The following is a 22,543-nucleotide window of genomic DNA, read 5'->3' on the forward strand; positions in this document are numbered from 1 at the left end:
ACCCTTTTTTTAGCCATGCAGTTGTCTAGACAAGCCGAAACCCTACACCACCAAGCCCGGCACCGCGAACCGATGTACCGCGAGCTGGCCGATACCTTGCGCCGCGAGTTGAACGGCTACACCGCAGGCCAATTCCTGCCCGCCGAAACCCAGCTGGCGGCACGCTTCGACGTCAACCGCCACACCGTGCGCCGGGCGATCGACGAGCTGGTGCGCGAAGGCAGCCTGCTGCGCCGCCAGGGCAAAGGCACGCAGGTGCTCGGTCGGCCACTGGTGTACCCGCTGGCTGCCCAGAGCGCCTACAGCCAGTCGTTGTCAGCGCTGGGCCACGGCGTCGAAGCGCTCCTGCTGCAACGTCGTCAGTGCCTTGCCACTCGCCAGGAGGCCGAGCATCTGGGCCTTGAGGAGCATGCGCCGTTGATCGAGCTGCAAACCCTGCGCCGTCTCGACGGCCAGCCGGTGAGCTTGATTCGCCACCGCTATTGCGCCAGCCGCACCTCGCTGCTGGCGGACTATCAGAGCGGTTCAGTGCGCCAGTTCCTTGCCGATCGCGACCTGCCGCTGACCCGCACCTTCAGCCTGATCGGCGCCCGATTGCCCAGCCGTGACGAGGCCAGCGTGCTGCTGATGCCACGCCATCTGCCGGCATTGACGGTGCTCACCCTTTCCCGCGATGCGCACGGCCAGCCGGTGGAGATTGCCCATTCCACCAGCCGCTCCGACCGCTTCCAGTATCAGATCGTTACCTGATGGAGATGCCTTCGATGACCGCCACACCTGCTTTGCCAACCGACCCCGGTTCCTTATCGAGTGAACACGCTGCACGCCAGCATTGGATCGGTGTGCTGTCGCGCACCCGCCGCGCTGATTTGCTGGCCCATGAGGCGGCCCTGCGCGATGCCCAATACCAGCTGATTCGCGCTCCGGAAATCGGCATGACCCTGGTCCGTGGACGCATGGGCGGCAGTGGTGCGCCGTTCAATGTCGGCGAGATGAGCGTCACCCGTTGTGTCGTGCGCCTGGCCGACGGGCGCACCGGCTACAGCTATCTGGCTGGGCGCGACAAGGCCCATGCCGAGCTGGCTGCCCTGGCCGATGCACACCTGCAAGGCACACAGCAGGCGCACTGGATCCGCGAGCTGATCGAACCGCTGGCCTTGGCGCAAGCCGTGCGGCGGACTGAACAACAAGCCGAAATCGCAGCGACCAAAGTGGACTTCTTCACCCTGGTCAGAGGAGAGAATTGATGAACGCAATTCCCGAAAGCGCCACTGCCGTCAGCGCAGCGTTATTGCAGCCTGCATTTGCCGATCCGGTGCTGGACGCCCAGCGCAGCTTCCGCGCCGCCCTCAAGGCCTTGGCCGGTCCCGGCGTGGTCCAGAGCCTGCTGGCGGCGCAGACCCCGCCGCATCTGCAAGGCCTGGCGCCTGCCAGCCATGCGCTGTGTCTGGCGCTGCTGGATATCGACACGCCGCTGTGGCTGGCGCCGACGTTCGACACCCAGGCGATCCGCGCCAACCTGACCTTTCACTGCGGCTGCCCGATCGTCAGCGACCGGCAGAACGCGCGCTTTGCGTTGCTCGATGACAGTCAGTTGCACGACCTGAGCGGTTTCGACCTGGGCAATGACCGCTACCCCGATCAGTCCTGCACGCTGCTGGTTCAGTTACCGAGCCTGCAAGGCGGGCGTCAGGTCGCCTTGCGCGGCCCGGGCATCGAGAGCCAGAACCACGTCAGCCTGCCGTTGCAAGAGGCGTTCTGGCAGGAGCGTGAATCACGCAACGACTTTCCCCGTGGCATCGACGTGTTCTTCGTTGCCGGCAACGAACTGCTGGGCCTGCCGCGCAGCACCCAAGTGTTGTTCAAGCCGTTGCTATCCAAAGGAGATGTCTGATGTACGTGGCCGTCAAGGGTGGCGAACAGGCCATCGACAACGCGCACAAGCTGCTGGCGAAAAAACGTCGCGGCGATACCTCGGTGGCCGAACTCGGTGTCGAGCAGATCCGCCAGCAATTGCCGCTGGCCGTGGCCCGGGTGATGACCGAAGGCTCGCTGTACGACGAGCAACTGGCGGCGCTGGCGATCAAGCAGGCGGCGGGCGATCTGGTGGAAGCGATCTTCCTGCTGCGCGCCTACCGCACCACGCTGCCGCGCTTCAACGCCAGCCTGCCCATCGACACTTCGAGCATGCAGCTCAACCGCCGCTTGTCCGCGACTTTCAAGGACGTGCCGGGCGGGCAACTGTTGGGCCCGACCTTCGACTACACCCACCGACTGCTGGATTTCAGCCTGCTCGCCGAGGGCCAGTACCCAGGCCCGGAAATCAAAGCCGATGCCACGCTTCAAGCCTGCCCTCGGGTGTCGGGTCTGCTGGCGATCGAAGGGCTGATCAAGGAAGAGCTCGACACTGGCGCGCCGGTCGCCGACATCACCCGCGAGCCATTGGAGTACCCGGCCAGCCGTGCCGAACGCTTGCAGGCCCTGGCCCGTGGCGACGAAGGTTTTCTGTTGGCGCTGGGGTACTCCACCCAACGGGGCTACGGGCGCAATCACCCGTTTGCCGGGGAAATCCGCGTCGGTGAAGTCGAGGTCTGGATCGAGCCTGAAGAGCTGGGTTTCCCGATCAGCATCGGCGCCATCGAAGTCACCGAATGCGAGATGGTCAACCAGTTCGTCGGCTCCGCCACCGAGTTGCCGCAATTCACCCGCGGTTACGGCCTGGCATTCGGTCACGCCGAACGCAAGGCCATGGGCATGGCACTGGTCGACCGCTCCCTGCGTGCCGGCGAATACGCCGAGGAAATCATTTCGCCGGCACAGCAGCAGGAGTTCGTGCTCGCGCACTGCGACAACGTCGAAGCCTCGGGTTTCGTCTCGCACCTGAAACTGCCGCACTACGTTGACTTCCAGGCCGAACTGGAACTGATCCGCAAACTGCGCACGCCCTCCAAGGAGCAGGCCCAATGAATGCCGCAACGCAACCTCGGCCAGCCCGACCGGCTCGCGACCAGGCCTACAACTTCGCTTACCTGGACGAGCAGACCAAACGCATGATCCGCCGGGGCTTGCTCAAGGCCGTCGCCATCCCCGGTTATCAGGTGCCGTTCGGTGGTCGTGAAATGCCGCTGCCCTATGGCTGGGGCACCGGTGGCATGCAATTGACTGCCGCCATTCTCGGTGCCGAGGACGTGCTCAAGGTCATCGATCAGGGCGCAGACGACACCACCAACGCGGTGTCGATCCGCCGTTTCTTTGCCCGCACCGCTGGCGTTGAAACCACCGAGCGCACCCCCGAGGCGACGATCATCCAGACCCGTCACCGGATCCCGGAAACCCCGCTGCACGCCGATCAGATCATGGTCTATCAAGTGCCGATCCCTGATCCGCTGCGCTTCATCGAGCCCTCTGAAACCGAGACCCGGACCCTGCACGCGCTCAACGATTACGGGGTGATGCACGTCAAGCTCTACGAAGACATCGCCACCTTTGGCCACATCGCCACCGCCTATGCCTATCCGGTGACGGTCAACGAGCGCTACGTGATGGACCCCTCGCCAATCCCCAAATTCGACAACCCGAAACTCGACATGAGCCCGGCACTGATGCTGTTCGGTGCCGGCCGCGAGAAGCGCCTGTATGCGGTGCCGCCGTTCACCCGGGTCACCAGCCTGGACTTTGAGGATCACCCTTTTGAAGTGCAGAAGTGGCAGCACGACTGCGCCATTTGCCGCAGCCATGACTCGTTCCTCGACGAGCTGATTCTCGACGATCAGGGCACCCAGAGCTTCGTCTGCTCGGACACCGACTACTGCGCGCAACGGGTCAATCAGGGGAGGGAAGGCCAATGACCGCAGCACAGCACATTCAGCAGCAGGGGGCCCGCGAGCGCAGCCAGCCGCTGCTCAAGGTCAAGGGCCTGGGCAAATTGTACGGCCCGGAAAAGGGCTGCCAGGACGTCAGCTTCGAGCTGTATCCCGGCGAGGTGCTGGGCATCGTCGGCGAGTCCGGTTCGGGCAAGTCGACCTTGTTGTCGCTGCTCAGCGGTCGCTGCCCGCCAGACGCTGGCGTCATCGATTACCGCACTGCTGAGGCTTCCAATGGCAGCGGCAAATGGCTGGACCTGTACAGCGCCAGCGAAGCCGAACGCCGCACGTTACTGCGCACCGAATGGGGCTTCGTCGAGCAGAACCCGCGCGACGGCCTGCGCATGGCGGTGTCTGCCGGGGCCAACATCGGCGAGCGGCTGATGGCCCAGGGCGTACGCAACTACCAGCAACTGCGCGCCGCCGGGCTGGATTGGCTGGAGCAGGTGGAAATCGATCCAGCACGTATCGACGACCTGCCACGGACCTTTTCCGGTGGCATGCAACAACGTCTGCAGATCGCCCGCAACCTGGTCTCCGGTCCGCGTCTGGTGTTCATGGACGAGCCCACCGGCGGTCTCGACGTGTCGGTGCAGGCGCGTCTGCTGGACCTGATGCGCGGTCTGGTGCGCGAGCTGGATCTGGCGGTGGTGATCGTCACCCATGACCTGGCCGTGGCCCGACTGCTGGCCGACCGACTGATGGTGATGCGCCGCTCTCGGGTGGTGGAGACCGGCCTTACCGATCAGATCCTCGACGACCCGCAACACCCTTATTCGCAACTGCTGGTGTCTTCGGTGCTGCAGCCCTGATTCGGCGGTAGGCAACGATTTCTGGGCTGACCTTTCTGGAGTGGCTTGATGAACACGCTGATCGAGGTCCATGACCTCTCGAAAACTTTCACCCTGCATCAGCAGAACGGGGTGGTGCTCAACGTATTGCGCGGCTTGAGCTTTTCCGTGAGCGGCGGCGAATGCCTGGTGTTGCACGGGCATTCCGGGGCCGGCAAAAGCACCTTGCTGCGCACCTTGTACGGCAACTATTTGCCGGCGGGGGGCAGCATCCGTGTGCAGCATCAAGGGCAGTGGCTGGAGTTGGTGGGCGCCCAGCCGCGACAGGTGCTGGATGTGCGTCGGCAGACCCTGGGCTATGTCAGCCAGTTTCTGCGGGTGATTCCCCGCGTGTCGACCCTGGATGTGGTCCTGGAACCGGCGCTGGCCCGTGGCTGGAGCCGTGAACAGGCGAAGGCCCGCGCCGAGCACCTGTTGAGTCGCCTGAACATCCCGCCGCGTCTGTGGCAACTGGCGCCAGGGACGTTCTCCGGGGGCGAGCAACAGCGGGTCAACATCGCTCGCGGGTTCATGGTGCCGTGGCCGGTGATGCTGCTGGACGAACCCACGGCATCGCTGGACGACAGCAACCGTCAGGTGGTGCTGGAACTGATTGTCGAGGCGAAAAAAGCCGGTGCCGCAGTGATCGGCATCTTCCATGACCCACTGGCTCGCGAAGCGGTGTCCGACCGCCATCTGGACATGACGCCGCAAGCTCTGCTGGACGAGAGCCCGACTGCCAAGGAGTCGCTGCAATGCTGAACGAACAGATCCTGACCAACGCCAAGATCGTCACCGCCGATCAGGTATTGACCGGCACCGTGGTGCTGCGCGACGGCTTGATCGCCGAGGTCGAACGCGGCGTCAGCCAGCTGCCGCAGGCGCACAACCTGAACGGCGATTACCTGCTGCCGGGCCTGGTCGAACTGCACACCGACAACCTGGAAAAACACCTCAGCCCGCGTCCCGGCGTGGACTGGCCGTCGGCATCGGCGGTGATGAGCCATGATGCGCAGATCATCGCGGCGGGGATCACCACGGTGTTCGACGCGCTGTCCATCGGCGACGTCAACCCCAAGGGCAAGCGCATGCAGCAGCTGCCCGGAATGGTCGAGGCCATCGCCCGCGCCAACGCCTCGGACATGACCCGCGCCGAGCACCGCCTGCACCTGCGCTGCGAGGTGTGCCACCCCGACACCCTGAGCGTGTTCCGCGATCTGGTGGAGCAACCGCTGGTGCAACTGGTGTCGGTGATGGACCATTCGCCGGGTCAGCGCCAGTTCGCCCTCGAATCCAAGTACCGTGAGTACTACATGGGCAAATATCACTTGAGCAGCGAGCAGATGGATCAATTCATCGTCGAGCAGGTGGCCAACTCCAGGGTCTACAGCGATCGCTATCGCCGGGCGATCGTCGACATCTGCCTGCCGCGCGGGCTGTCGGTGGCCAGCCACGATGACGCGACCGTCGAGCACGTCGAGGAATCGGCGGCCTACGGCATGACCATCGCCGAGTTCCCGACCACCCTGCAAGCGGCGCAGGCCTGCCGTCGCCTGGGCATGAGCGTGCTGATGGGTGCGCCGAATATCGTGCGTGGCGGCTCGCATTCGGGCAACATCGCCGCCGCCAGCCTGGCTAAAGAAGGGCTACTGGATATTCTCTCCAGCGATTATTATCCGGCCAGTCTGTTGCAGGCGGCGTTCACCCTCGGTGCTCAGTTGGACGAGGATCAAGCGCTGGCCGGGGCAGGGCTGGCCAAGGCCGTCACGACGGGCAGTCTGGCCCCGGCGCGTGCTGCCGGCCTGCACGACCGTGGCGAAATCGGCGTCGGCCTGCGCGCCGATCTGATCCACGCCCGCGCCGTGGGTACGTTGCCGGTCATCCAACAGGTTTGGCGACAAGCGAAGAGGGTTTTCTGATGGCAGGCAGGTTGATCTATCTCATCGGACCGTCCGGTTCGGGCAAGGACAGCCTGCTCGATGCCGCGCGCGAACCGATGGCCGCTCGCGGCTGCCGGATCGTGCGCCGGGTCATTACCCGTTCGGCCGAAGCCAAGGGCGAGGCGGCCCAGGCCGTCAGCGTAGAGGATTTCACTCTGATGCAGGCTCAGGGCGACTTCGCCCTGGACTGGTTCGCCAATGGCTTGCACTACGGCATTCCCAAAGAGATCGATCGGTGGCTGGGCGAAGGTCACGATGTGCTGATCAACGGTTCACGCGGACATCTGGCGCAGGCACGGCAGCGCTACCCGGACCTGTCGGCGGTCTTGCTGTGTGTCGATCAGTCGGTGCTTCGCCAACGCTTGCTGGCGCGAGGCCGGGAATCGGCAGAGGAAATCGAGGCCAGGCTTGCGCGCAATGCGCAGTTTGCCGATGACCTGTTGGCCGAAGACCCAGCGTTGCTGCTGCTGGATAACTCGGGCGCGCTGGAGCAGACCGTCGCCCGGCTGCTGCAGGGTATCGACCGGGAGCACGCATGCGCCTGACCTTGCTGGGTACTGGCGATGCGCGGCAGGTTCCGGTCTACGGCTGTCAGTGTCAGGCGTGTCAGGCAGCGCATGCCGATCCAGGGTTGCGCCGACGGCCCTGCTGCGCGCTGGTTGAGTTGGGCGATCAGCGCTGGTTGATCGACAGCGGCCTGCCAGACCTCACCGAGCGTTTTGCGCCGCACAGCCTCAGCGGCATTCTCCAGACCCACTACCACGCCGACCATGCACAGGGTCTGTTGCATCTGCGCTGGGGCCAGGGGCTGGTGATTCCGGTGCATGGCCCGGCGGACCCGCAAGGGCTGTCGGATCTGTACAAACACCCGGGGATCCTCGATTTCAGCCGGCCGTTCGCGGCATTCGAAACCCGTACCTTTGGCGCGCTTGAGGTGACGGCATTGCCGTTGCTGCATTCCAGACCGACGCTGGGCTATCTGCTGCAGGGTGGAGGGCGGCGGGTGGCGTACCTGACCGATACCGTGGGTCTGCCCGATGACACCACAGCGTATCTGCGGGGAGGGCACCTGGATGTGCTGATTCTGGACTGCTCGATGCCGCCCCAGCCTCAAGTGCCGCGTAACCACAACGACCTGAACTTGGCGCTGCGGATCATCGATGAGCTGACGCCTGCGCGGGCGTTGCTCACGCACGTGGGGCATGCGCTGGATGCCTGGCTGATCGAGCATGCCGGGGAGCTGCCTGACAACGTGTCGGTGGCGCGGGACGCGATGGTGGTCTAGACGCCACCATTTGCAGGAGTGAGCTTGCTCGCGAGGGCGGTCAGCCAATGATTGGTGCGCCTGCGCAAGCATCGCTGTCGCGAAAGCCGATGAAGTCCGGGAAGCTGCCCGCGGTGGTCATCCGGTTGCGGACTTGTCGAGGTAGTTGAAGTGCGCCGTTCGTCACCTTGACGATGGTTGTGCTTTAAATATGCACTTCCATGACTACACTTTTCTAATGGGGTCTTTACTCCGGACTGTTTACCCATCGGCTTTTTCCGTTGCATCGAAATAGCGCGTGCAATGTAGTTTGAGGATCGTCCGACTTGATTAAGGGTGCAGCAGACCTGATCGTCACTGCAGCCTGATAGCATCTGCGTGCGCAACTAATGGATAGCCACAACGTTTCAGAGGACTGCCAGGATGGCATACACACGACGTGACATCAGAAAATTTTTAATCGCCGACGAACTCATCGAATTAAACGGCAAGAAGTACGTTTATGTCAGGGCTGATGGCCCGGATATAGTACTTGACTCACCCGAAGGTAAAGCGCAACAGCGCGTCGCTTATGGCAATATCAAAGAGCTCCCGCAAGTTGATCTCAGGAAAACTGAAGAAGCCAGACAGCTGGGTTTGCTCATCAATGCCGGGGCGGTTGTTATTGCAGAACCGGATCGACTCGCATTGACACCTCAGAGTGGCCCGTTGTTGATCGAAATGGACGACGGAGACTATCTTTTCGGCAGTGTGAAGCACGTTCGAAGCGTAGTGAGTAAAACGTTCGGGCATACGAGTTATTATCTGGATCTTTGCGCCACTAAAGAAAGTCGTGCGGCTTACGATTCACTCTCGGCCGTGCTGCCGCTGCTGAACACCGCACGTGGCGTGAATGAAGACGTCGATGATGTCCTGGTTTCTGCTATCGACAACATGTACGCCTTGCGGGGCGTCGACCGTGGCAAACTTCCATCCGCTTCTGATGAGCCTCAGCCTGCAGCTGAGGTCGAGCCGGTTCAACCCGCAAGAGATAAGCCTCAGCCCGCAGATGAAGTCGCACCTTCTCCATCGGCACAAGATACGGTCATACCCGCAGCTGAAGTCAGCCGACAGACGCTCGAACCGTTTGCAGTTCCCTACCTGATCACCACCCAGCCCGACGGCCACTTGCCTGACATGCAGGACTTCACCCTGGAACGTGCGGGCAGCGTCGATGACGGCTGGTACAGCACGGTGCCGATCAAGGGCGACCGGGCGCTGACCGCCGGTGAAACACTGAGCGCGTTCCTGGTCAATCGTCGCGACGGCGAGATCAGCCGGTTCGACTACATTGCGCAGGCGGGCACGCTCAAGCACGACCAATGGCCTGAGGCTTTCGCCCAGTACATTGCCCGCCAGGGCGCGGCAATCACTGCCGGGGCGTGGAGTGATGACAACAGCTTCTCGACCGCAACCACACCGTTGCGCCTTTGGTGCCATGCCAAGCACCGCGCGTTCACCAACGCGCCTTTCGCCGCCAATCTGGTCCAGGTGCTGGCCTGTAATGACGACTTCCCGCTGATCGCCGGACAGACCCTCTGCCTGCAAGTGCGCGACCTGAAAACTCAGGCGCTGTTCGAGCAGCATTTGTTCCAGGCGGCCGAGACGCAGGCCGGGGCAGGTTGGTCCAGGGCTCTGTGCGAGCAAATCAATCGTGACAGTCATCTGCTGCGTGCCGGTGTGCCGGGCGCTGACGGTCATGTGGCGCCCGCCGACCATGGCAACGCTTTCTGGGGGCCGCAATGCGCCGAGCTGAGCGTCACGCTGACGCTGGCGAACTGGTGGAAGAGCCGCGAACTGGAAGGGGTGCAGGCACTGGACGCAGGCACCAGGCTGCACGCCTGGGTCTACGATGCGTTTTCCCACCGCTTGCTGGCTGAACATGAATGGGCGCCGACTACCGCCCAGTCAGGGAGCGGCAAATGGCTGGCGGCGTGGGCCAACGCATTGAATACCTCAGACGTGTCGGCTTACCTGCGAGCGGAGGTTCGCAGTCCCACTGAAGACAGCCTCAAGATCACGTCTATCCATGGCCTCGGCCTTTGGCAGCGGGGTGATGCGTTGCGCATCTTCACCTCCCTGCCCGATGCAGGCAATCGCTCTACGGGGCTTGCACTTGAGCTACCGCAAGGGTCGCAGACGACTGACGATCTGCAGGTCATGGTGCGCCATCCGTTCAGCGGGCAGGTGCTGCATGCAGCGGTGTTCAGCCCTGCGGCAGCAGATGAGGGTGAATTCGATCAACACGCCTGGCGCGATGCGCTCATCGGGTTCCTCAAGAATCAGGCCTGGCCCGAGCTGCACGTGCAGCCGGCAAGCCAGGCGCAGCAGGGTGACGCCGACGTCTGGATGCCACGCTTTTGCGAACTGCAAGTCGATCTCGATCCGGTCGCCACCGACGTTGCGCCTGCAGCGCCGACCGCATCCGCATCGCCCACGGTGACGCTTGCCTCGGGCATCGGCTCATTACGGATAAGCGCCGATATTCATGCCGGTGAGCTGGAGTTTCGTTTGAACCGCGCTGCCGTGAACAAAGGCGTGCGTATCGCCGCCTGTGTGCCTGTCGTGCCGGGTGAAGAGGTGCCTGGTGAGGAGGTGTCGTGGCCAATCTCCGTGACGGCCGACAGAGTCACCTGGGGCGCACTGGCCAGTCCATGCACCTATGAGGTCAGCCTGGACTACCCGCAGAACATGTACGGCGAAACAGAGCAAGCCGTCGGCCATGTCGGTGCTTTTAGCGAAACGCAATTCTGGCACGCACCCCTGGTCGTCTTCTACACCCCGTCCAGCGCCTTGGCGCCTTACTCGCCGACCAGTCTGTTGTGCGAGGACTACGGCAATACCGAGCGCTCGGAAATCTTTGACACCCTGGGGCAGGGTGAAAGCGGCGTGGACACACGCACCGGCCTGTTCCACGCCCATTACCCGGTCGCCACGTTGCAAGGCCTGAGCGGGCTCGGCCCGATATGTGACCTGACCTTGCATTACTCGGCCTTGCGCGGCAACGAAGCGGGGCTTGGCGATGGCTGGGCCTGGCGCTTCTCCAGTCTGGATGTGCGTGAGCGTTGCCTGACCCTGGCCAATGGCATGCGAATCACCTTTACCGGCGAGGAATGGCAGGCGCTCGGTACAGAAAAACCGCTGAAGAAAAAACACTGCCTGGTGCAAGCCAATAAGGATTACAGCGAGTTCACCCTCGACCTGCCCAGCGGACGTCGGGAAATACTTAAAAAACCCGACGCAGCGGGCAGCGACGAGGAGGAGCCCAACGCCGAATTTGTCGAAAAAATCATCACGATGCTCAAGGCCATCAAGGAGAAAAGTAAACCTAACTTCCCTGCGGTTCCCGAGCACTGGACCCAGTGGATGCTGCTCGTTCTTTCACCGATCGGCTATTACATCGGCGCCAAGCTGGATTACGACGAAGCCTGCCGCGCATGGGAAAACCACGGCAGCGTCAAACAGCTGAACGAGCGTATTGCCTATTACCAACGACCCTTCGTGCAACTGCTGCCCTCACGCATCGTTTCGCTGTATGGCCAGGCGTTGGAATTGGAGTGGAAGCGTCAGAAAGGCCAGTTTCTGCTCATGGGTATCAAGAGCGGGGATGAGGCGCTGTTCACGGCCGAATATTTCACTGCGGACAAAACCGGTGCACAGCTGGTGAACATGCAGGTCTGGCCGACGAGCGATGAACGCTTCGAGGTCAAACTGCATTTGCAGAACTATTTACTACGCACGCTCACGCGCACCCAGGAAACCCCCCACGAACGAACAAAGACAATCGTTCAGCAGGTCGATTGCGGCTATGCCGACGATCCAACCCTGGATCGGGTGCTGTGCCGGTTGACGGAGCTCGATGGGTCGGTCGAATGCGTGCAGTACCGTCCAGGCATACGGGGAAGAGGTAAACCCCTTTGGCCGCAGGCCGTGCTGCATGCATTGATTCCGGGTGATGGGCAAGAAAACCAGGTCAATACCTACCGCTATACCGGCCGTCTGCTGGACACATCCGATCAGTTGTACATCATTGAGGGCGAGCGCGGTGCGCATGGGGCACGGGAGCACCACCTGCAGGTTTTCGGTCTGGACGATCGGACGCAGCGGCAGGAGCTGCTGGTGGGCGCGGCGTCCACTGACAGCCAATGGCTGGAGTTCAGGGCACGGCAATCGGGCAAAGCTGAAGTGATCCGCTACACGGGGTATGGGGATGATCTGATCGAGGCCATTGGACAGATCAAGCTAGGCATCAAGAACGACAAAGCGGTCGTGCTCCTCGGACAGCAGCGGGTCAAGTATCAACAGGCTATCGTCGAGCTTCTCTGGACCTACGGTCGGCAAGGCCGGACGCGTTTGACCCGTTCTATCGAGTCATTGCTGAAGGTCAGTCCGGCGTCGCAGCGTCCGGCACTGGGCAAGGCGATCGACAGGCTGATCACCGAACAGAACGACGATGGCCTGCCGATAAAACTGATCACGCAAGGTCATCACACCCTTCACAGCACCTATTACCCGGCAAGCGGTGGGGACAACATCGTCAGTGCTGCTATGTTGAACGGCCTGAGCGGCGTATCGGGTGTGCCGCAACTGAGCTGCCCTGAACTGCCTGAGTATGCCGTACGCCCCCTGATGGTCGAGTATCAATGCGACGACTTCGGTAATTCCCTTGGTCTGAAACTCTTTGGCTACCGCGCGGTGCAGCGTGATGGCAGAACATTCCTTGAACTTGAGCAACAGGTGGTCATTGAAGGGGTAGGTGTAGAGGGCACATTCGACGGGCAGTTTCGCAGCAGCACCGTCTGGGTCAAGACTGCCGATGAGGTGCTGTGGCGTCAGCGCACCACTACCGTCTCGCCAGTGACCGCCAAGACGACGCCTGGCGGTGAAAGCAAGGTCAGGGAGTGGACCCTGGGCGACACGCAGCTGACCCATTTGGGCACTGACACCTTCTCGCTGGAAACCACGCGCATCTGCGATGACAACCCGAATAAGTCATTTATTGTCGTGCGCATGATTTCAAGAACACAGGCTGGCAGCCAAGAGGTCAGTACCGAGCGAGTGTCACGTTACAGCCAGCGTTGTCTGCAGCGGGTCGAACAAAGTGTCGAGACGACTTGGGCGTACGATGCCATGGGGCGTGTGGTCGATGAAGCGCAGTATCGACTCAAGCCAGGCAAAAAAAGCAGGGCCGCTGACCAGAAAGCGGATGCGCGCACTCAGATCCGATATTCCACCGATGGCAAGCTGGCGACCCAACTCCATGGCAACGGCGATGAAAGCCGTGCTCACCTGGACGGCTTGCAGCGGACATGGCGAACTGAGTGGCGAAGGGCCGGCTCCGGCGGTTATCTGCCGCTGTACGAATGCTCGCTGCAAGGCCTGGATGAGTCACGTGTGCTGGGCAGTTGCGAGTGGGATTATTTGCCGGGTGGCCAGGCCATTGTCGAGCGGGCTCAGGTGCAGCCTCGGCATGGGCGTCAGCCTTGGGTGAGTGAGCGGGGGGCTGAGTCTTGGGCGTCGGAATCTGAAAGTCGATCGGTTGAAAGTGTACAGGAGGAGGGCGTCGGACTTACTTACGAGAACTTAAACAGCAAGGGTTTTGCCAGAGATTACTTTCATGAGCTGTGCGAGGGTTACTTTCATAGGCTGTGCAAGCTGCATGGCTCACGGAATAAGCCGGATAGAGATGTCATAAAGCTAATCGCGAACTCGGTCGCTGAGGCTGTTGTGGTATTTGAAAAATATGACCCTGTAAGGTTGATAAAGTTCTTGCAGGGCCTGGCTGGGTGTAAGGGCAACGAAGGTATTCACCCTTATTACCTTAAAATGTATGCCGATGGTTTATCATCAATGGCTGATATGGTGGATGTAGACCCTTTAGATTTTCCAGTATTCCTTGGGGAGGAAGCCGCTGACAGCGTTTTTCGTAAGCTTCGATTGGATGGCTCAGATCTGTTTACTCGCCTGGATGCCGTTGACGATGCAGGTACACGGCTGATTATTGAACAAGGCCTATCCCAATACCACCTCTCCCAACGCACCACAGAATACCTGAGCAAAACCGATGGCACTTTCGAACGCACGCAAAGTCTGTCGTACGGCCTCGGTCAACAGCAATTGAAACTCACCCAAAGTCTGGATGCCAATGGCCGGGTGGTGAGCAGCGAGCGTGCCGTCGGCGATGAAACACGTACCTACCACCTCGAGCGCGATGCCCTGGGTCGAGTCACCCGTATAACGCGACCTGACAGCACGCTGATCGAACGGACCTATCACGGTTTCAGCAACCAGATCACCGAACTCAAGGTGGGTGGCAAGGTGGTGGTCACGCAGAAAATGGTCAACGATTCCACGTTGCGATCGCGCAAGGTCGGCAGCCGTACCTACACCTTCGATGACGACACAGTGACCCTGCCCGACAAGACGCGTTTGCACACGCGCGTCGATGCCGAGGGGGTCCATTGGGATGCGAGCGACAGCACCGTCGCCAGCCTGACGCGCAAAGAGGGGGTCACCACCGTGGCCTCGGGCAGCAGCGCAAACGGTGCCTGGAAACACAGCTTTACCCAGCCCAGCCTGCCCGGCAGGGTCAAGGAGGCGCAAACCACACCCCGTGGCGAATCGCACAGTGTCGAGTGGCGAAGTTTGCGCGGGGCCACTGTGGCTGCGCTACGCGCCGATGGCCATTGGCAGCGCGGTTTCGTCGATAACGAAGGACGTGTCCTGCGGACCTGTCAGGAGCATGAGGACGCGGCCTACCGCTACAACGCATTGGGTCAACTGCAATCGCGTCAGGTCCAGGCACTCAAGGCCGGCGAACAATGGCAGGTGCTCAGCGAGCACGATGAGTTTGGCCAAGAGGTGATTCGCAGCTTCCTGCACAACGGCGCGCCGCGCTTTGAGCAACGCATGACCTGGCGCGCAGATGGTCGCCTGGCCAGCAAGGCGAGTTACGAGGGTGGCGCACTCAGGTCCACTGAGCGGTTCGGCTACGATGAACTCGATCGACTGCAACGCTATACCTGCGATGCCGAGGATGCAGCGCATTGTCCCAAAGACGCCGATGGCAAGGCGGTCAAGGCGCAAGTATTCACTTGGGACGCGCTGGACAACCTGGTCAGCTGCGTGACCACCGGCTTCGATAATGCGGTCGTGACCCGGGCGTTCAGCTATGACGACAGCACTGACCCTACGCGCATGACGGCGGTGCAGCGCGATTCCGAGTCCCAAGCCTTGACCTGGAGCGACAACGGCTACCTCAAGGCCGTTGAAACCCAGGGCCCCACGTTCGCATACAATGCCTGCGGCCAACTGAGCAAGGTCAGCGACGCCAATGATGGGCTGCTGGCACGCTATGAATACGACGGCTATCAACGCCTGGCGGCGCAGTACGTCAGGGCCGATGAGAGCACCCGCGAACTGCGCTACGACGGTGATGAGCTGATTGGCGAAATCTGGTTCGACAAGGACCGGGCCGTTACCCGTCGCACCAGCCTCTCGGCCGGCCTTGCCGAATATAACGGGGAGCAGGTGCGTTGGCTGATTGATGATCCGCAGGTCGGCATCGCCGGGCAGGTGAAGGATGGCGAGCTCAGCCTGGCGCCGCTGCTGCCGTTCGGCGAGGGCGCGGCGCTGGACGAGGTGATCATCGGTTATAACGGCATGCGCCGCGACCCGGTAACAGGCCAGTACCACGCCGGCAATGGCTACCGCAGTTACGACCCGACGCTGTACCGTTACGCCCAGCCAGATTGGTTGGCCCCGGTCGGTGAGGGCGGTCACAACCCCTATCAACACTGCCCGGACCCGATCAACCTGCATGACCCCAGTGGCGCGATCATGCTCAGCCGCTGGGAGCAGAATCTGGTCATGCAGAATCTCGAGCAGGAGCTCCAGGATACCCAGGCGATGGAGGTCGGGGGCAAGTGGCGCGGGCTGGCGCTGTCGTTGGTGTTGACGGTGGTGGGCGGCGTTGCAACGGTTTTTTCTGGAGGCACGGCCTCCATGTTGCTGTTCGGTGCGTTGACGGCGCTCAGTGCCGCTTCGTTCGGGCTGGAGGTCGCTTCGGTGCTGACCGCAGAGTCGAATCCGCAACTGTCCAAGGCCCTTGGCGTTGCCTCGATGGCCGCGGGTGTACTGTCCGCAGCCTGTTTCATGGGGGCGATCAAGGCGGGCGTCAGTCTGCTCAAGCAGACGATCAGCGCGGTCGGACGTACCGTGCGTCTGATAGGGCGCGGGGCAAAAGCGCTCGGTCGCAGCTTTGTTCGACTCTTCAAAGGCCAAGGACGCCTCACTCGGATCTACCAAGCCCAACTGGGCGCCACGCGCCTTCCTCTGCGGATGCGCCTGCGCACGTTCATGCGTCAGGTGGGCGACTACCTTGATGCCCCTGCCGCACCGCTCGACCCGATGCCCACCTACGAAAGAAGCGGGTGGTTCGGCAAGCTGAGAAGCTATTGGGACGGCCCGGACCCTCTCAATCTGACAGGACGGCCGGCCAGGCTCTACGAGTGGGCCAACCGTTCACGTTTCGCCGCCAGGGTCAATGAAATCGAAGGGTTAGCAATTGAGGTCAATGTCCTCCGAGGAACGGTGGAGTCGTCCGTAGCTTTGGCGCAAGGGGATGACTCCTCATCCATCAGCTCGCAGGCACGTGCCAAGCTTCGCCGCGATACCCCTTACAAGCCTCGATACGATCTCTGGGCGACTCTGGGATTGAGCGGTTGAGCCATCACCGTTTTCGGACGACAGCAACTCAGCGGCCATTGCTATCGGGTTATTTACTGGTCCGCATCAACGAAACGACAGGTGATGATGAATCAGCTCGAAGGGAAAGTGAGTTTCATAGGCGAAGACGGGGCCGGAAAAAAATTCGGCTGGATCGAGTACCCACCAGAACCAGAGGATCCTCTGAAGTTGATGATCGTATTCACTTCCAGGAGACAGATGTATCGGGAGAATTTCCAGAAACCGGGGCACAGGTGAAGTTCGAGAGGGAACCCCATCCTCATGCCGCTTCCGAGCCTGATAAGAAGCACAGCTACGTAGCCAAGAAGGTGAAGGTCGTCAACGGATAGCGTCTGAGTATGCAGGTTAGGGATGCATGACCGGTTGGGCAGTACGTCGACCGGTCATCGTCCCTGTGGCAATGGATCAAACCAGCACATATCTACAATGCACATCCGCCGTCGCGGACTACGCTCAATCTTCCCTGCACCTTTCCCGGAGATTGCGCCCCATGTCCATCCTGACCCTCAATGACGGCACCGAGTTTTTCTACAAGGACTGGGGCACCGGTCAGCCGATCGTGTTCTCCCACGGTTGGCCGCTGGACGGCGATGCCTGGGACGCGCAGATGCTGTTCCTCGGTCAGAACGGCTACCGGGTCATCGCCCATGACCGCCGTGGCCACGGCCGCTCCGGTCAGACCTGGGATGGCAACGACATGGACACCTACGCCGACGACCTGGCGCAGCTGTTCGAAGCGCTGGACCTCAAGGACGTGATCATGATCGGTCACTCCACCGGCGGCGGCGAAGTGGCGCGCTACATCGGCCGTCACGGTACCTCGCGGGTGGCCAAGGCCGTGCTGATCGGCGCCGTTCCGCCGATCATGCTGAAAACCGCCGCCAACCCTGAGGGCCTGCCGATCGATGTGTTCGACGGCATCCGCGCAGGTTTCACTGCCGACCGCTCGCAATTTTTCAAGGACCTGGCCGTGCCGTTCTTCGGCTTCAACCGCGAAGGTGTGAAAGTCTCCCAGGGCGCTATCGACTCGTTCTGGTCGATCGGCATGCTCGGCAGCGTCAAGGGCGAATTCGACTGCATCAAGGCGTTCTCGGAAACCGACTTCACCGAAGACCTGAAAAAGATCGACGTGCCAACATTGATCCTTCACGGCGATGACGACCAGATCGTGCCGATCGTGGCCGCCGGCTACAAGAGCCACGAACTGGTAAAAGGCTCGACCCTGCACGTGGTCAAAGGCGGCGCCCACGGCATGTGCACCGTGCAGCCGGACGAGATCAACAAGATCTTGTTGGGGTTCATCAAGGGCTGAAGGCGTTTATCCGTGTAGCAGTCCGGCGCACCGGCGGTGACCTCCCGAAGATCGCCACCGCCGGCAAACCGGACTCCCACGCCTTCGGCAGAGGCGGACTTGCGTTGATATTCCATTTGCCTTCAGCAGAAGCCGATGTGTGAGGATATTCCACCGCCTTCGGCACAAGCAGATCGATGCAGCCGTAACATCGCGCCCGGCCGGGCGGTTTCAGGTCGTAAGCGTTTCGCCGTTTCGCCCTTCATCGCCTGCGGCCAGCCGCCGCCCAGGGCTCGGAAGGTTGCGACGGCCGCTCGTGCATCGTTGGCGTGCAGTTGCGCCAGTTGATCGCGGGAGGTCAGTAGCTGGCGATCCTCGTCCAGCACTTCCACCAGACTGATCGCGCCACCTTTGTAAGCGTCCTGCGCGGCATCGCGGGCGGTCTGGTGGGCGGTGACTTCCTGGTCCACTTCGCCGCGCTGCAGTTCAAGCTCCACCAGGGTGACGATTGCGTTCTCGACGTCTTCAGTGGCCTTGAGCATCACCTGACGATACTCGGCCAGGGCCTCGGCGTTGGCGCCTTTGGCCTGGGCGACTTCGGCATCGACGCGACCGAAGTCGAACAACCGCCAGTGCAGGCCGATGATTGCCTGTGGCTGGAACGCAGCGGAGCTGAACAGCTGCCCGCTGTGCGCGGTATCGAAACCCAACAGACCCGAGAGCGAGACCTTGGGGTAGTACTCGGAAACCGCGGCGCCGATCCGTGCGTTGGACGCCGCCAGTTTACGTTCGGCGGCTATCACGTCCGGGCGGCGGCGCAGCAGGTCGGCCGGACCTTCGGAGTCGCTGATGGTCGGCACGCTGTACTGCTGCGGGCTGTTTTTCAGTTCCTGACTATAAGTGCCAGGCTGAGCGCCCATCAGCACATCCAGACGGTTGAGCTGGGTGGCCAGCTCGGTGCGCAGCGGCGGGATGGTCGCACGGGCCTGCAACACCAGCGCCTGGGCCTGTGCCTGCTCGCGGTGGGTGGCCAGGCCGCTGCCCATCCGGTCGTTGATCAGGTCCAGCAGGTTGTTCTGGGTCTTGACCTGATCCTCGGCCACCGTCAGCCGCTGCTGCGCGCCGCGGATACGCAAGTAGGCATCGGCCGCTTCGGCCGCGACCGAGATGCGCACGCCGACATGACTGGCTTCGGCCGCCTGGGTTTCGTCTATCGCGGCCTCTTCACCACGCTTGAGGCCACCTGCAAGGTCGGCTTCCCAACTGGCGCCGACACCGATGGTCTCCAGCGTCTGGTTGCGGTCGTACCCGGGAAAGGTGCTGCCCACCTGACCTTGCGAGCTTTCGGTGGATTGACGCTGACGCACCGCCCTGGCATCCAGCGCCCCCTGCGGCAAGCGGATGGCGCCGGCCTGTTGCGCCACGGCGCGGGCCTGCTCGACCCGGGCAAAGGACTTGGCCAGATCGAGGTTCTGCGCCAGCACGCGCTGGATGATACGGGTCAGTTGCGGGTCGTTGAAACCGGTCCACCAGGTGTCCAGCGCCGGCGCCGGGGTGTCGCCCACGCGCTGCTGCAATAACGTCTGGTTCTGGTAGGTGGCGGTCAGGGTATTGTCCGGCTGCTGGTAGTCAAGGCCGACGGTACAGCCGGCCAAGGCAATGAACAGCGCGCTGAAGGCAAACAGGCCGGTGCGTTTGAAACGAGACGCCAGGGTGTTCATGGGGCTGTCCTCGAAACGTGAAGCTGCAAGTGGGGAATAGGTATTCATGGCGTTCTCAATGGGCGTCGGCAGACGGCGCGGCCGGCGGTGCGACCTTGCGCATCAGCGGCACCATGGCCACGGCGACGATGAAGCAGACCATGATCGCCAGAAAGGCATCGGCATAGGTCTGGGTCTGCGCCTCGCGGTAGGTCAGCAACCACAATTGATGCAGCGCCGAGTTACTGGCATCGGCGGCGTTCTGCCCCAGATTGGCGAAGTTGCCGGTCACCGTGGCCAGCCAGTTGTTCATGGCTTCGTTGCTGGTGTTCAGGTGCTCGGCCAGGTGAGTGAAGTGCAGGTTGGTGCGGTCATTGAGGATCGTTGCACAGGCCGCGATGCCGATGGCGCCGCCCAGGTTGCGCATCAGGTTGAACAGCCCCGATGCCTGCTTGAGCCGCGACGGGTGCAAGGCGCCCAGGGTCAGGGTCACGGTCGGTGGCACGGCCATCTGTTGGGCGAAGCCGCGAATCGCTTGGGGCAGCAGTAATTCATGGCCGCCCCAGTCGTGGGTGATCGGCGAGAAGTCCCACATCGACAGGGCGAACAGCGACAGCCCGAACATCATGATCCAGCGCAGATCGACGCGGTTGGCCAGAAAGCCGTATACCGGAATCGCCGCCAGCTGGAAAACCCCAGTGGAGAAGATCGCCTCGCCGATCTCCAGTGCGCTGTAGCCACGGACCCGGCCGAGAAACAGCGGGGTCAGGTAAATGGTGGCGAACAGGCCGATACCGGTGACGAAGGAGAAGAAGCAACCCAGGGCAAAATTGCGATCCTTGAGGGCGCGCAGATCAACCACCGGATTTTTCACCAGCAGCGTGCGGCTGATGAATGCCAGCGCAGACAGACCGGAGATCCAGGCGGTGGTGAGGATGGTCTGGTCGCTGAACCAGTTCCAGCGCGGACCTTCCTCCAGGGTGTATTCCAGGCAACCGAGAAACAGCGCCAGAAACACCATGCTGATGTAGTCGGCGCCCTTGAGCAGCTTGAGGTCGGCCGAGTCGATGTTGACCAGAATCGGCACCGCGATGGCGACGAAAATACCCGGTACCAGGTTGATGTAGAACAGCCAGTGCCAGGACGATACGTCGGTGATCCAGCCGCCGATGACCGGGCCCAGGGTCGGCGCCAGGGAGGCGATGGCACCGATGGTCGAAGCGGCGATCACCCGTTGTTTGCCGGTGAAGAACATGAACGCCGAAGTGAACACCATCGGGATCATCGAGCCGCCGAGAAAACCCTGCAGGGCGCGAAAGGCGATCATGCTCTGGATGTTCCAGGCCAGGCCGCAGAGCAGGCTGGCGAGGGTGAAGCCTATGGCCGAGGCACAGAACAGCCAGCGGGTGGAAAATACCCGGGCCAGCCAGCCAGACAGCGGAATCACCACGATTTCGGCGATCAGGTAGCTGGTCTGCACCCAGGCGGTTTCATCGGAACCGGCCGACAGACCACCGCCAATGTCACGCAGGGATGCCGAGACGATCTGAATGTCCAGCAAGGCGATGAACATCCCCAGACACATGCTGGCGAAGGCCAGGACCTTGGCCGCAGTGGCCATCGAGGCGGCGTCTACCGGGCCTTTGGGTCTGGCTGCGGGTGCGCCTCTATCGGCGGTGGCGGCACTCATGGCGCTTTCTTCGCGCCAGCAGCGCTGGCCAGGTTGCTGGTGTGTGGCGGGTTGCTGTTTGCATCGGTGGTCGCATCGGCGTTGGTGTCGGCTCTGGTATCGACTTGGGCGATCACCGACAGGCCCGGACGCAGCTTGCCGAGGTTGCCGTCTTCGCCGTCCAGATACACGCGCACCGGCACCCGCTGAACGATCTTGGTGAAGTTGCCGGTGGCGTTTTCCGGTGGCAGCACACTGAACTGCGAGCCGGTGGCCGGGGCCAGGCTGTCCAAGTGGCCGTGGAACACCTGGCCAGGCAAGACGTCGGCCTCGATGCTGACTGCCTGGCCTGGGTGCATGTGCTCGAGCTGGTCTTCCTTGAAGTTGGCATCGACCCAAAGCCCTTTGGCAGGCACCACCGAGAGCAGTTGAGTGCCCGCAGCGGCATAGGCGCCCACCCGGGCCCGACGGTTGCCGATCACGCCATCGATCGGGGCGCGCAGTTCGGTGTAGCCGACATTCAGGCGGGCCATGTCACGTTCGGCCTTGGCCTGATCCAGCGCGGCGCGTGCCTGTTGTTTCTGGGTTGCGATCACGTCCAGCTGGCGCTGCGAGGCCAGCATCGATGCCTGAGCCTTGGCGCCATTGGCCTGCGCGGTCTTGTAGGTGGCATCGGCGCGCTGGAAGCTCTCCACCGACACTGCCGAGCGCCCGGACAACACCTGATAGCGCACCTGATCATCCCGTGAACGCACGGTTTCAGCGTTCGCCGCATCTATACCGGCCCTGGACTGGCTGACCACCGCATGTTGCAGCTGCTCGGTGGCATCCAGGTTGGCCAGCAGTGCCTGCTCGGCGGCCACCGCGCCTTCGGCCTTGTTCAAGGCGGCGAGGTAATCGCGGTCATCGATTTTCACCAGCAGGTCCCCGGCGTGAACGAACTGGTTGTCCACCACCTTCAGTTGGGTGATGTAGCCAGGCACTTTCGGCCCGATGACCGTCACATCGCCGCCCACGTAGGCATCGTCGGTGGACTGCAGGAAACGCCCCACGGTCCACCAGTGCAGACCGAACAGCACCGCGCCCACGAGCATGGCGACTACCAGCAACAACAGGATCAAGCGCTTGCCCCGAGCGGGTTTTGCTGGCGCTGTGGCAGCGGCCGGCTCGGTGACAGTTTGGGGATTGTTCATCGCGGT

At 62.1% G+C, this 22,543-nt stretch carries 15 protein-coding genes; 12 read left to right on the forward strand and 3 right to left on the reverse strand.

The genetic code is table 11. From position 1 onward, the window contains the following. Window positions 1-15 precede the first annotated feature (15 nt). The 12 genes from phnF (at window position 16) to ACI2KS_RS15035 (ending at window position 17,996) form a co-directional block, all read left to right on the forward strand. Window positions 16-750: a phosphonate metabolism transcriptional regulator PhnF gene (phnF, locus tag ACI2KS_RS14980; RefSeq protein WP_404621466.1), complete on the forward strand. Its 735-nt coding sequence runs from the start codon at window positions 16-18 to the stop codon at window positions 748-750. Window positions 751-764: 14 nt separating this feature from the next. Beyond that, window positions 765-1,247: a phosphonate C-P lyase system protein PhnG gene (gene phnG / locus ACI2KS_RS14985; protein WP_404621468.1), complete on the forward strand. Its 483-nt coding sequence runs from the start codon at window positions 765-767 to the stop codon at window positions 1,245-1,247. Further along, window positions 1,247-1,894 carry a phosphonate C-P lyase system protein PhnH gene (phnH, locus tag ACI2KS_RS14990; protein ID WP_404621470.1) on the forward strand — a complete coding sequence of 216 codons (648 nt, stop codon included), beginning with the start codon at window positions 1,247-1,249 and terminating at the stop codon, window positions 1,892-1,894. The genes phnG and phnH overlap by 1 nt, the downstream gene beginning before the upstream one ends. Next, the gene (locus tag ACI2KS_RS14995) at window positions 1,894-2,967 is read left to right on the forward strand and encodes a carbon-phosphorus lyase complex subunit PhnI (protein WP_404621472.1); all 1,074 of its coding nucleotides are present in this window, start codon (window positions 1,894-1,896) and stop codon (window positions 2,965-2,967) included. The genes phnH and ACI2KS_RS14995 overlap by 1 nt, the downstream gene beginning before the upstream one ends. Continuing rightward, window positions 2,964-3,848, forward strand: coding sequence for an alpha-D-ribose 1-methylphosphonate 5-phosphate C-P-lyase PhnJ (locus ACI2KS_RS15000; protein ID WP_404621474.1), 885 nt, complete (start codon window positions 2,964-2,966; stop codon window positions 3,846-3,848). Before ACI2KS_RS14995 ends, ACI2KS_RS15000 begins: the two co-directional genes overlap by 4 nt. Further along, window positions 3,845-4,675 carry a phosphonate C-P lyase system protein PhnK gene (gene phnK / locus ACI2KS_RS15005; protein WP_404621476.1) on the forward strand — a complete coding sequence of 277 codons (831 nt, stop codon included), beginning with the start codon at window positions 3,845-3,847 and terminating at the stop codon, window positions 4,673-4,675. The genes ACI2KS_RS15000 and phnK overlap by 4 nt, the downstream gene beginning before the upstream one ends. 48 nt (window positions 4,676-4,723) lie before the next feature. Beyond that, window positions 4,724-5,455, forward strand: a complete 732-nt coding sequence (gene phnL / locus ACI2KS_RS15010) for a phosphonate C-P lyase system protein PhnL (protein WP_404621478.1) — start codon at window positions 4,724-4,726, stop codon at window positions 5,453-5,455. Beyond that, a complete protein-coding gene (locus ACI2KS_RS15015) occupies window positions 5,449-6,612 on the forward strand; it encodes an alpha-D-ribose 1-methylphosphonate 5-triphosphate diphosphatase (protein WP_404621480.1) in 1,164 nt (387 codons plus the stop codon). The genes phnL and ACI2KS_RS15015 overlap by 7 nt, the downstream gene beginning before the upstream one ends. Further along, complete coding sequence (phnN, locus tag ACI2KS_RS15020; protein WP_404621482.1) at window positions 6,612-7,178, forward strand: phosphonate metabolism protein/1,5-bisphosphokinase (PRPP-forming) PhnN; 567 nt, start codon at window positions 6,612-6,614, stop codon at window positions 7,176-7,178. The genes ACI2KS_RS15015 and phnN overlap by 1 nt, the downstream gene beginning before the upstream one ends. Beyond that, complete coding sequence (gene phnP / locus ACI2KS_RS15025) at window positions 7,169-7,918, forward strand: phosphonate metabolism protein PhnP (RefSeq protein ID WP_404621484.1); 750 nt, start codon at window positions 7,169-7,171, stop codon at window positions 7,916-7,918. The genes phnN and phnP overlap by 10 nt, the downstream gene beginning before the upstream one ends. Window positions 7,919-8,668: 750 nt before the next feature. Continuing rightward, window positions 8,669-16,663 carry an RHS repeat-associated core domain-containing protein gene (locus tag ACI2KS_RS15030; protein ID WP_404621486.1) on the forward strand — a complete coding sequence of 2,665 codons (7,995 nt, stop codon included), beginning with the start codon at window positions 8,669-8,671 and terminating at the stop codon, window positions 16,661-16,663. 511 nt (window positions 16,664-17,174) lie between these two features. Next, window positions 17,175-17,996, forward strand: coding sequence for an alpha/beta fold hydrolase (locus ACI2KS_RS15035; RefSeq protein WP_404621488.1), 822 nt, complete (start codon window positions 17,175-17,177; stop codon window positions 17,994-17,996). 122 nt (window positions 17,997-18,118) lie between these two features. On the opposite strand, the gene ACI2KS_RS15040 is transcribed toward ACI2KS_RS15035, so the two are convergent. The 3 genes from ACI2KS_RS15040 to ACI2KS_RS15050 are packed head-to-tail and all read right to left on the reverse strand — an operon-like array spanning window position 18,119 to window position 22,537. Then, a complete protein-coding gene (locus ACI2KS_RS15040) occupies window positions 18,119-19,744 on the reverse strand; it encodes an efflux transporter outer membrane subunit (RefSeq protein ID WP_404621490.1) in 1,626 nt (541 codons plus the stop codon). 7 nt (window positions 19,745-19,751) lie between these two features. After that, the gene (locus ACI2KS_RS15045; RefSeq protein ID WP_404621492.1) at window positions 19,752-21,365 is read right to left on the reverse strand and encodes a DHA2 family efflux MFS transporter permease subunit; all 1,614 of its coding nucleotides are present in this window, start codon (window positions 21,363-21,365) and stop codon (window positions 19,752-19,754) included. Then, a complete protein-coding gene (locus tag ACI2KS_RS15050; RefSeq protein ID WP_404621494.1) occupies window positions 21,362-22,537 on the reverse strand; it encodes an HlyD family secretion protein in 1,176 nt (391 codons plus the stop codon). The genes ACI2KS_RS15045 and ACI2KS_RS15050 overlap by 4 nt, the downstream gene beginning before the upstream one ends. Window positions 22,538-22,543 lie beyond the last annotated feature (6 nt).

This window comes from Pseudomonas sp. NPDC087358 (assembly GCF_044900785.1).
GTDB lineage: Bacteria > Pseudomonadota > Gammaproteobacteria > Pseudomonadales > Pseudomonadaceae > Aquipseudomonas.

Excerpts from the sequence above, each read along its gene's own strand:
- phnH (WP_404621470.1), top strand. The coding sequence starts at position 1,247 with ATGAACGCAATTCCCGAAAGCGCCACTGCCGTCAGCGCAGCGTTATTG.
- ACI2KS_RS15035 (WP_404621488.1), top strand. The coding sequence starts at position 17,175 with ATGTCCATCCTGACCCTCAATGACGGCACCGAGTTTTTCTACAAGGAC.
- ACI2KS_RS15045 (WP_404621492.1), bottom strand. The coding sequence starts at position 21,365 with ATGAGTGCCGCCACCGCCGATAGAGGCGCACCCGCAGCCAGACCCAAA.
- ACI2KS_RS14995 (WP_404621472.1), top strand. The coding sequence starts at position 1,894 with ATGTACGTGGCCGTCAAGGGTGGCGAACAGGCCATCGACAACGCGCAC.
- ACI2KS_RS15050 (WP_404621494.1), bottom strand. The coding sequence starts at position 22,537 with ATGAACAATCCCCAAACTGTCACCGAGCCGGCCGCTGCCACAGCGCCA.
- ACI2KS_RS15015 (WP_404621480.1), top strand. The coding sequence starts at position 5,449 with ATGCTGAACGAACAGATCCTGACCAACGCCAAGATCGTCACCGCCGAT.
- ACI2KS_RS15000 (WP_404621474.1), top strand. The coding sequence starts at position 2,964 with ATGAATGCCGCAACGCAACCTCGGCCAGCCCGACCGGCTCGCGACCAG.
- phnL (WP_404621478.1), top strand. The coding sequence starts at position 4,724 with ATGAACACGCTGATCGAGGTCCATGACCTCTCGAAAACTTTCACCCTG.
- phnK (WP_404621476.1), top strand. The coding sequence starts at position 3,845 with ATGACCGCAGCACAGCACATTCAGCAGCAGGGGGCCCGCGAGCGCAGC.
- phnG (WP_404621468.1), top strand. The coding sequence starts at position 765 with ATGACCGCCACACCTGCTTTGCCAACCGACCCCGGTTCCTTATCGAGT.
- phnF (WP_404621466.1), top strand. The coding sequence starts at position 16 with ATGCAGTTGTCTAGACAAGCCGAAACCCTACACCACCAAGCCCGGCAC.
- phnN (WP_404621482.1), top strand. The coding sequence starts at position 6,612 with ATGGCAGGCAGGTTGATCTATCTCATCGGACCGTCCGGTTCGGGCAAG.
- ACI2KS_RS15040 (WP_404621490.1), bottom strand. The coding sequence starts at position 19,744 with ATGAATACCTATTCCCCACTTGCAGCTTCACGTTTCGAGGACAGCCCC.
- phnP (WP_404621484.1), top strand. The coding sequence starts at position 7,169 with ATGCGCCTGACCTTGCTGGGTACTGGCGATGCGCGGCAGGTTCCGGTC.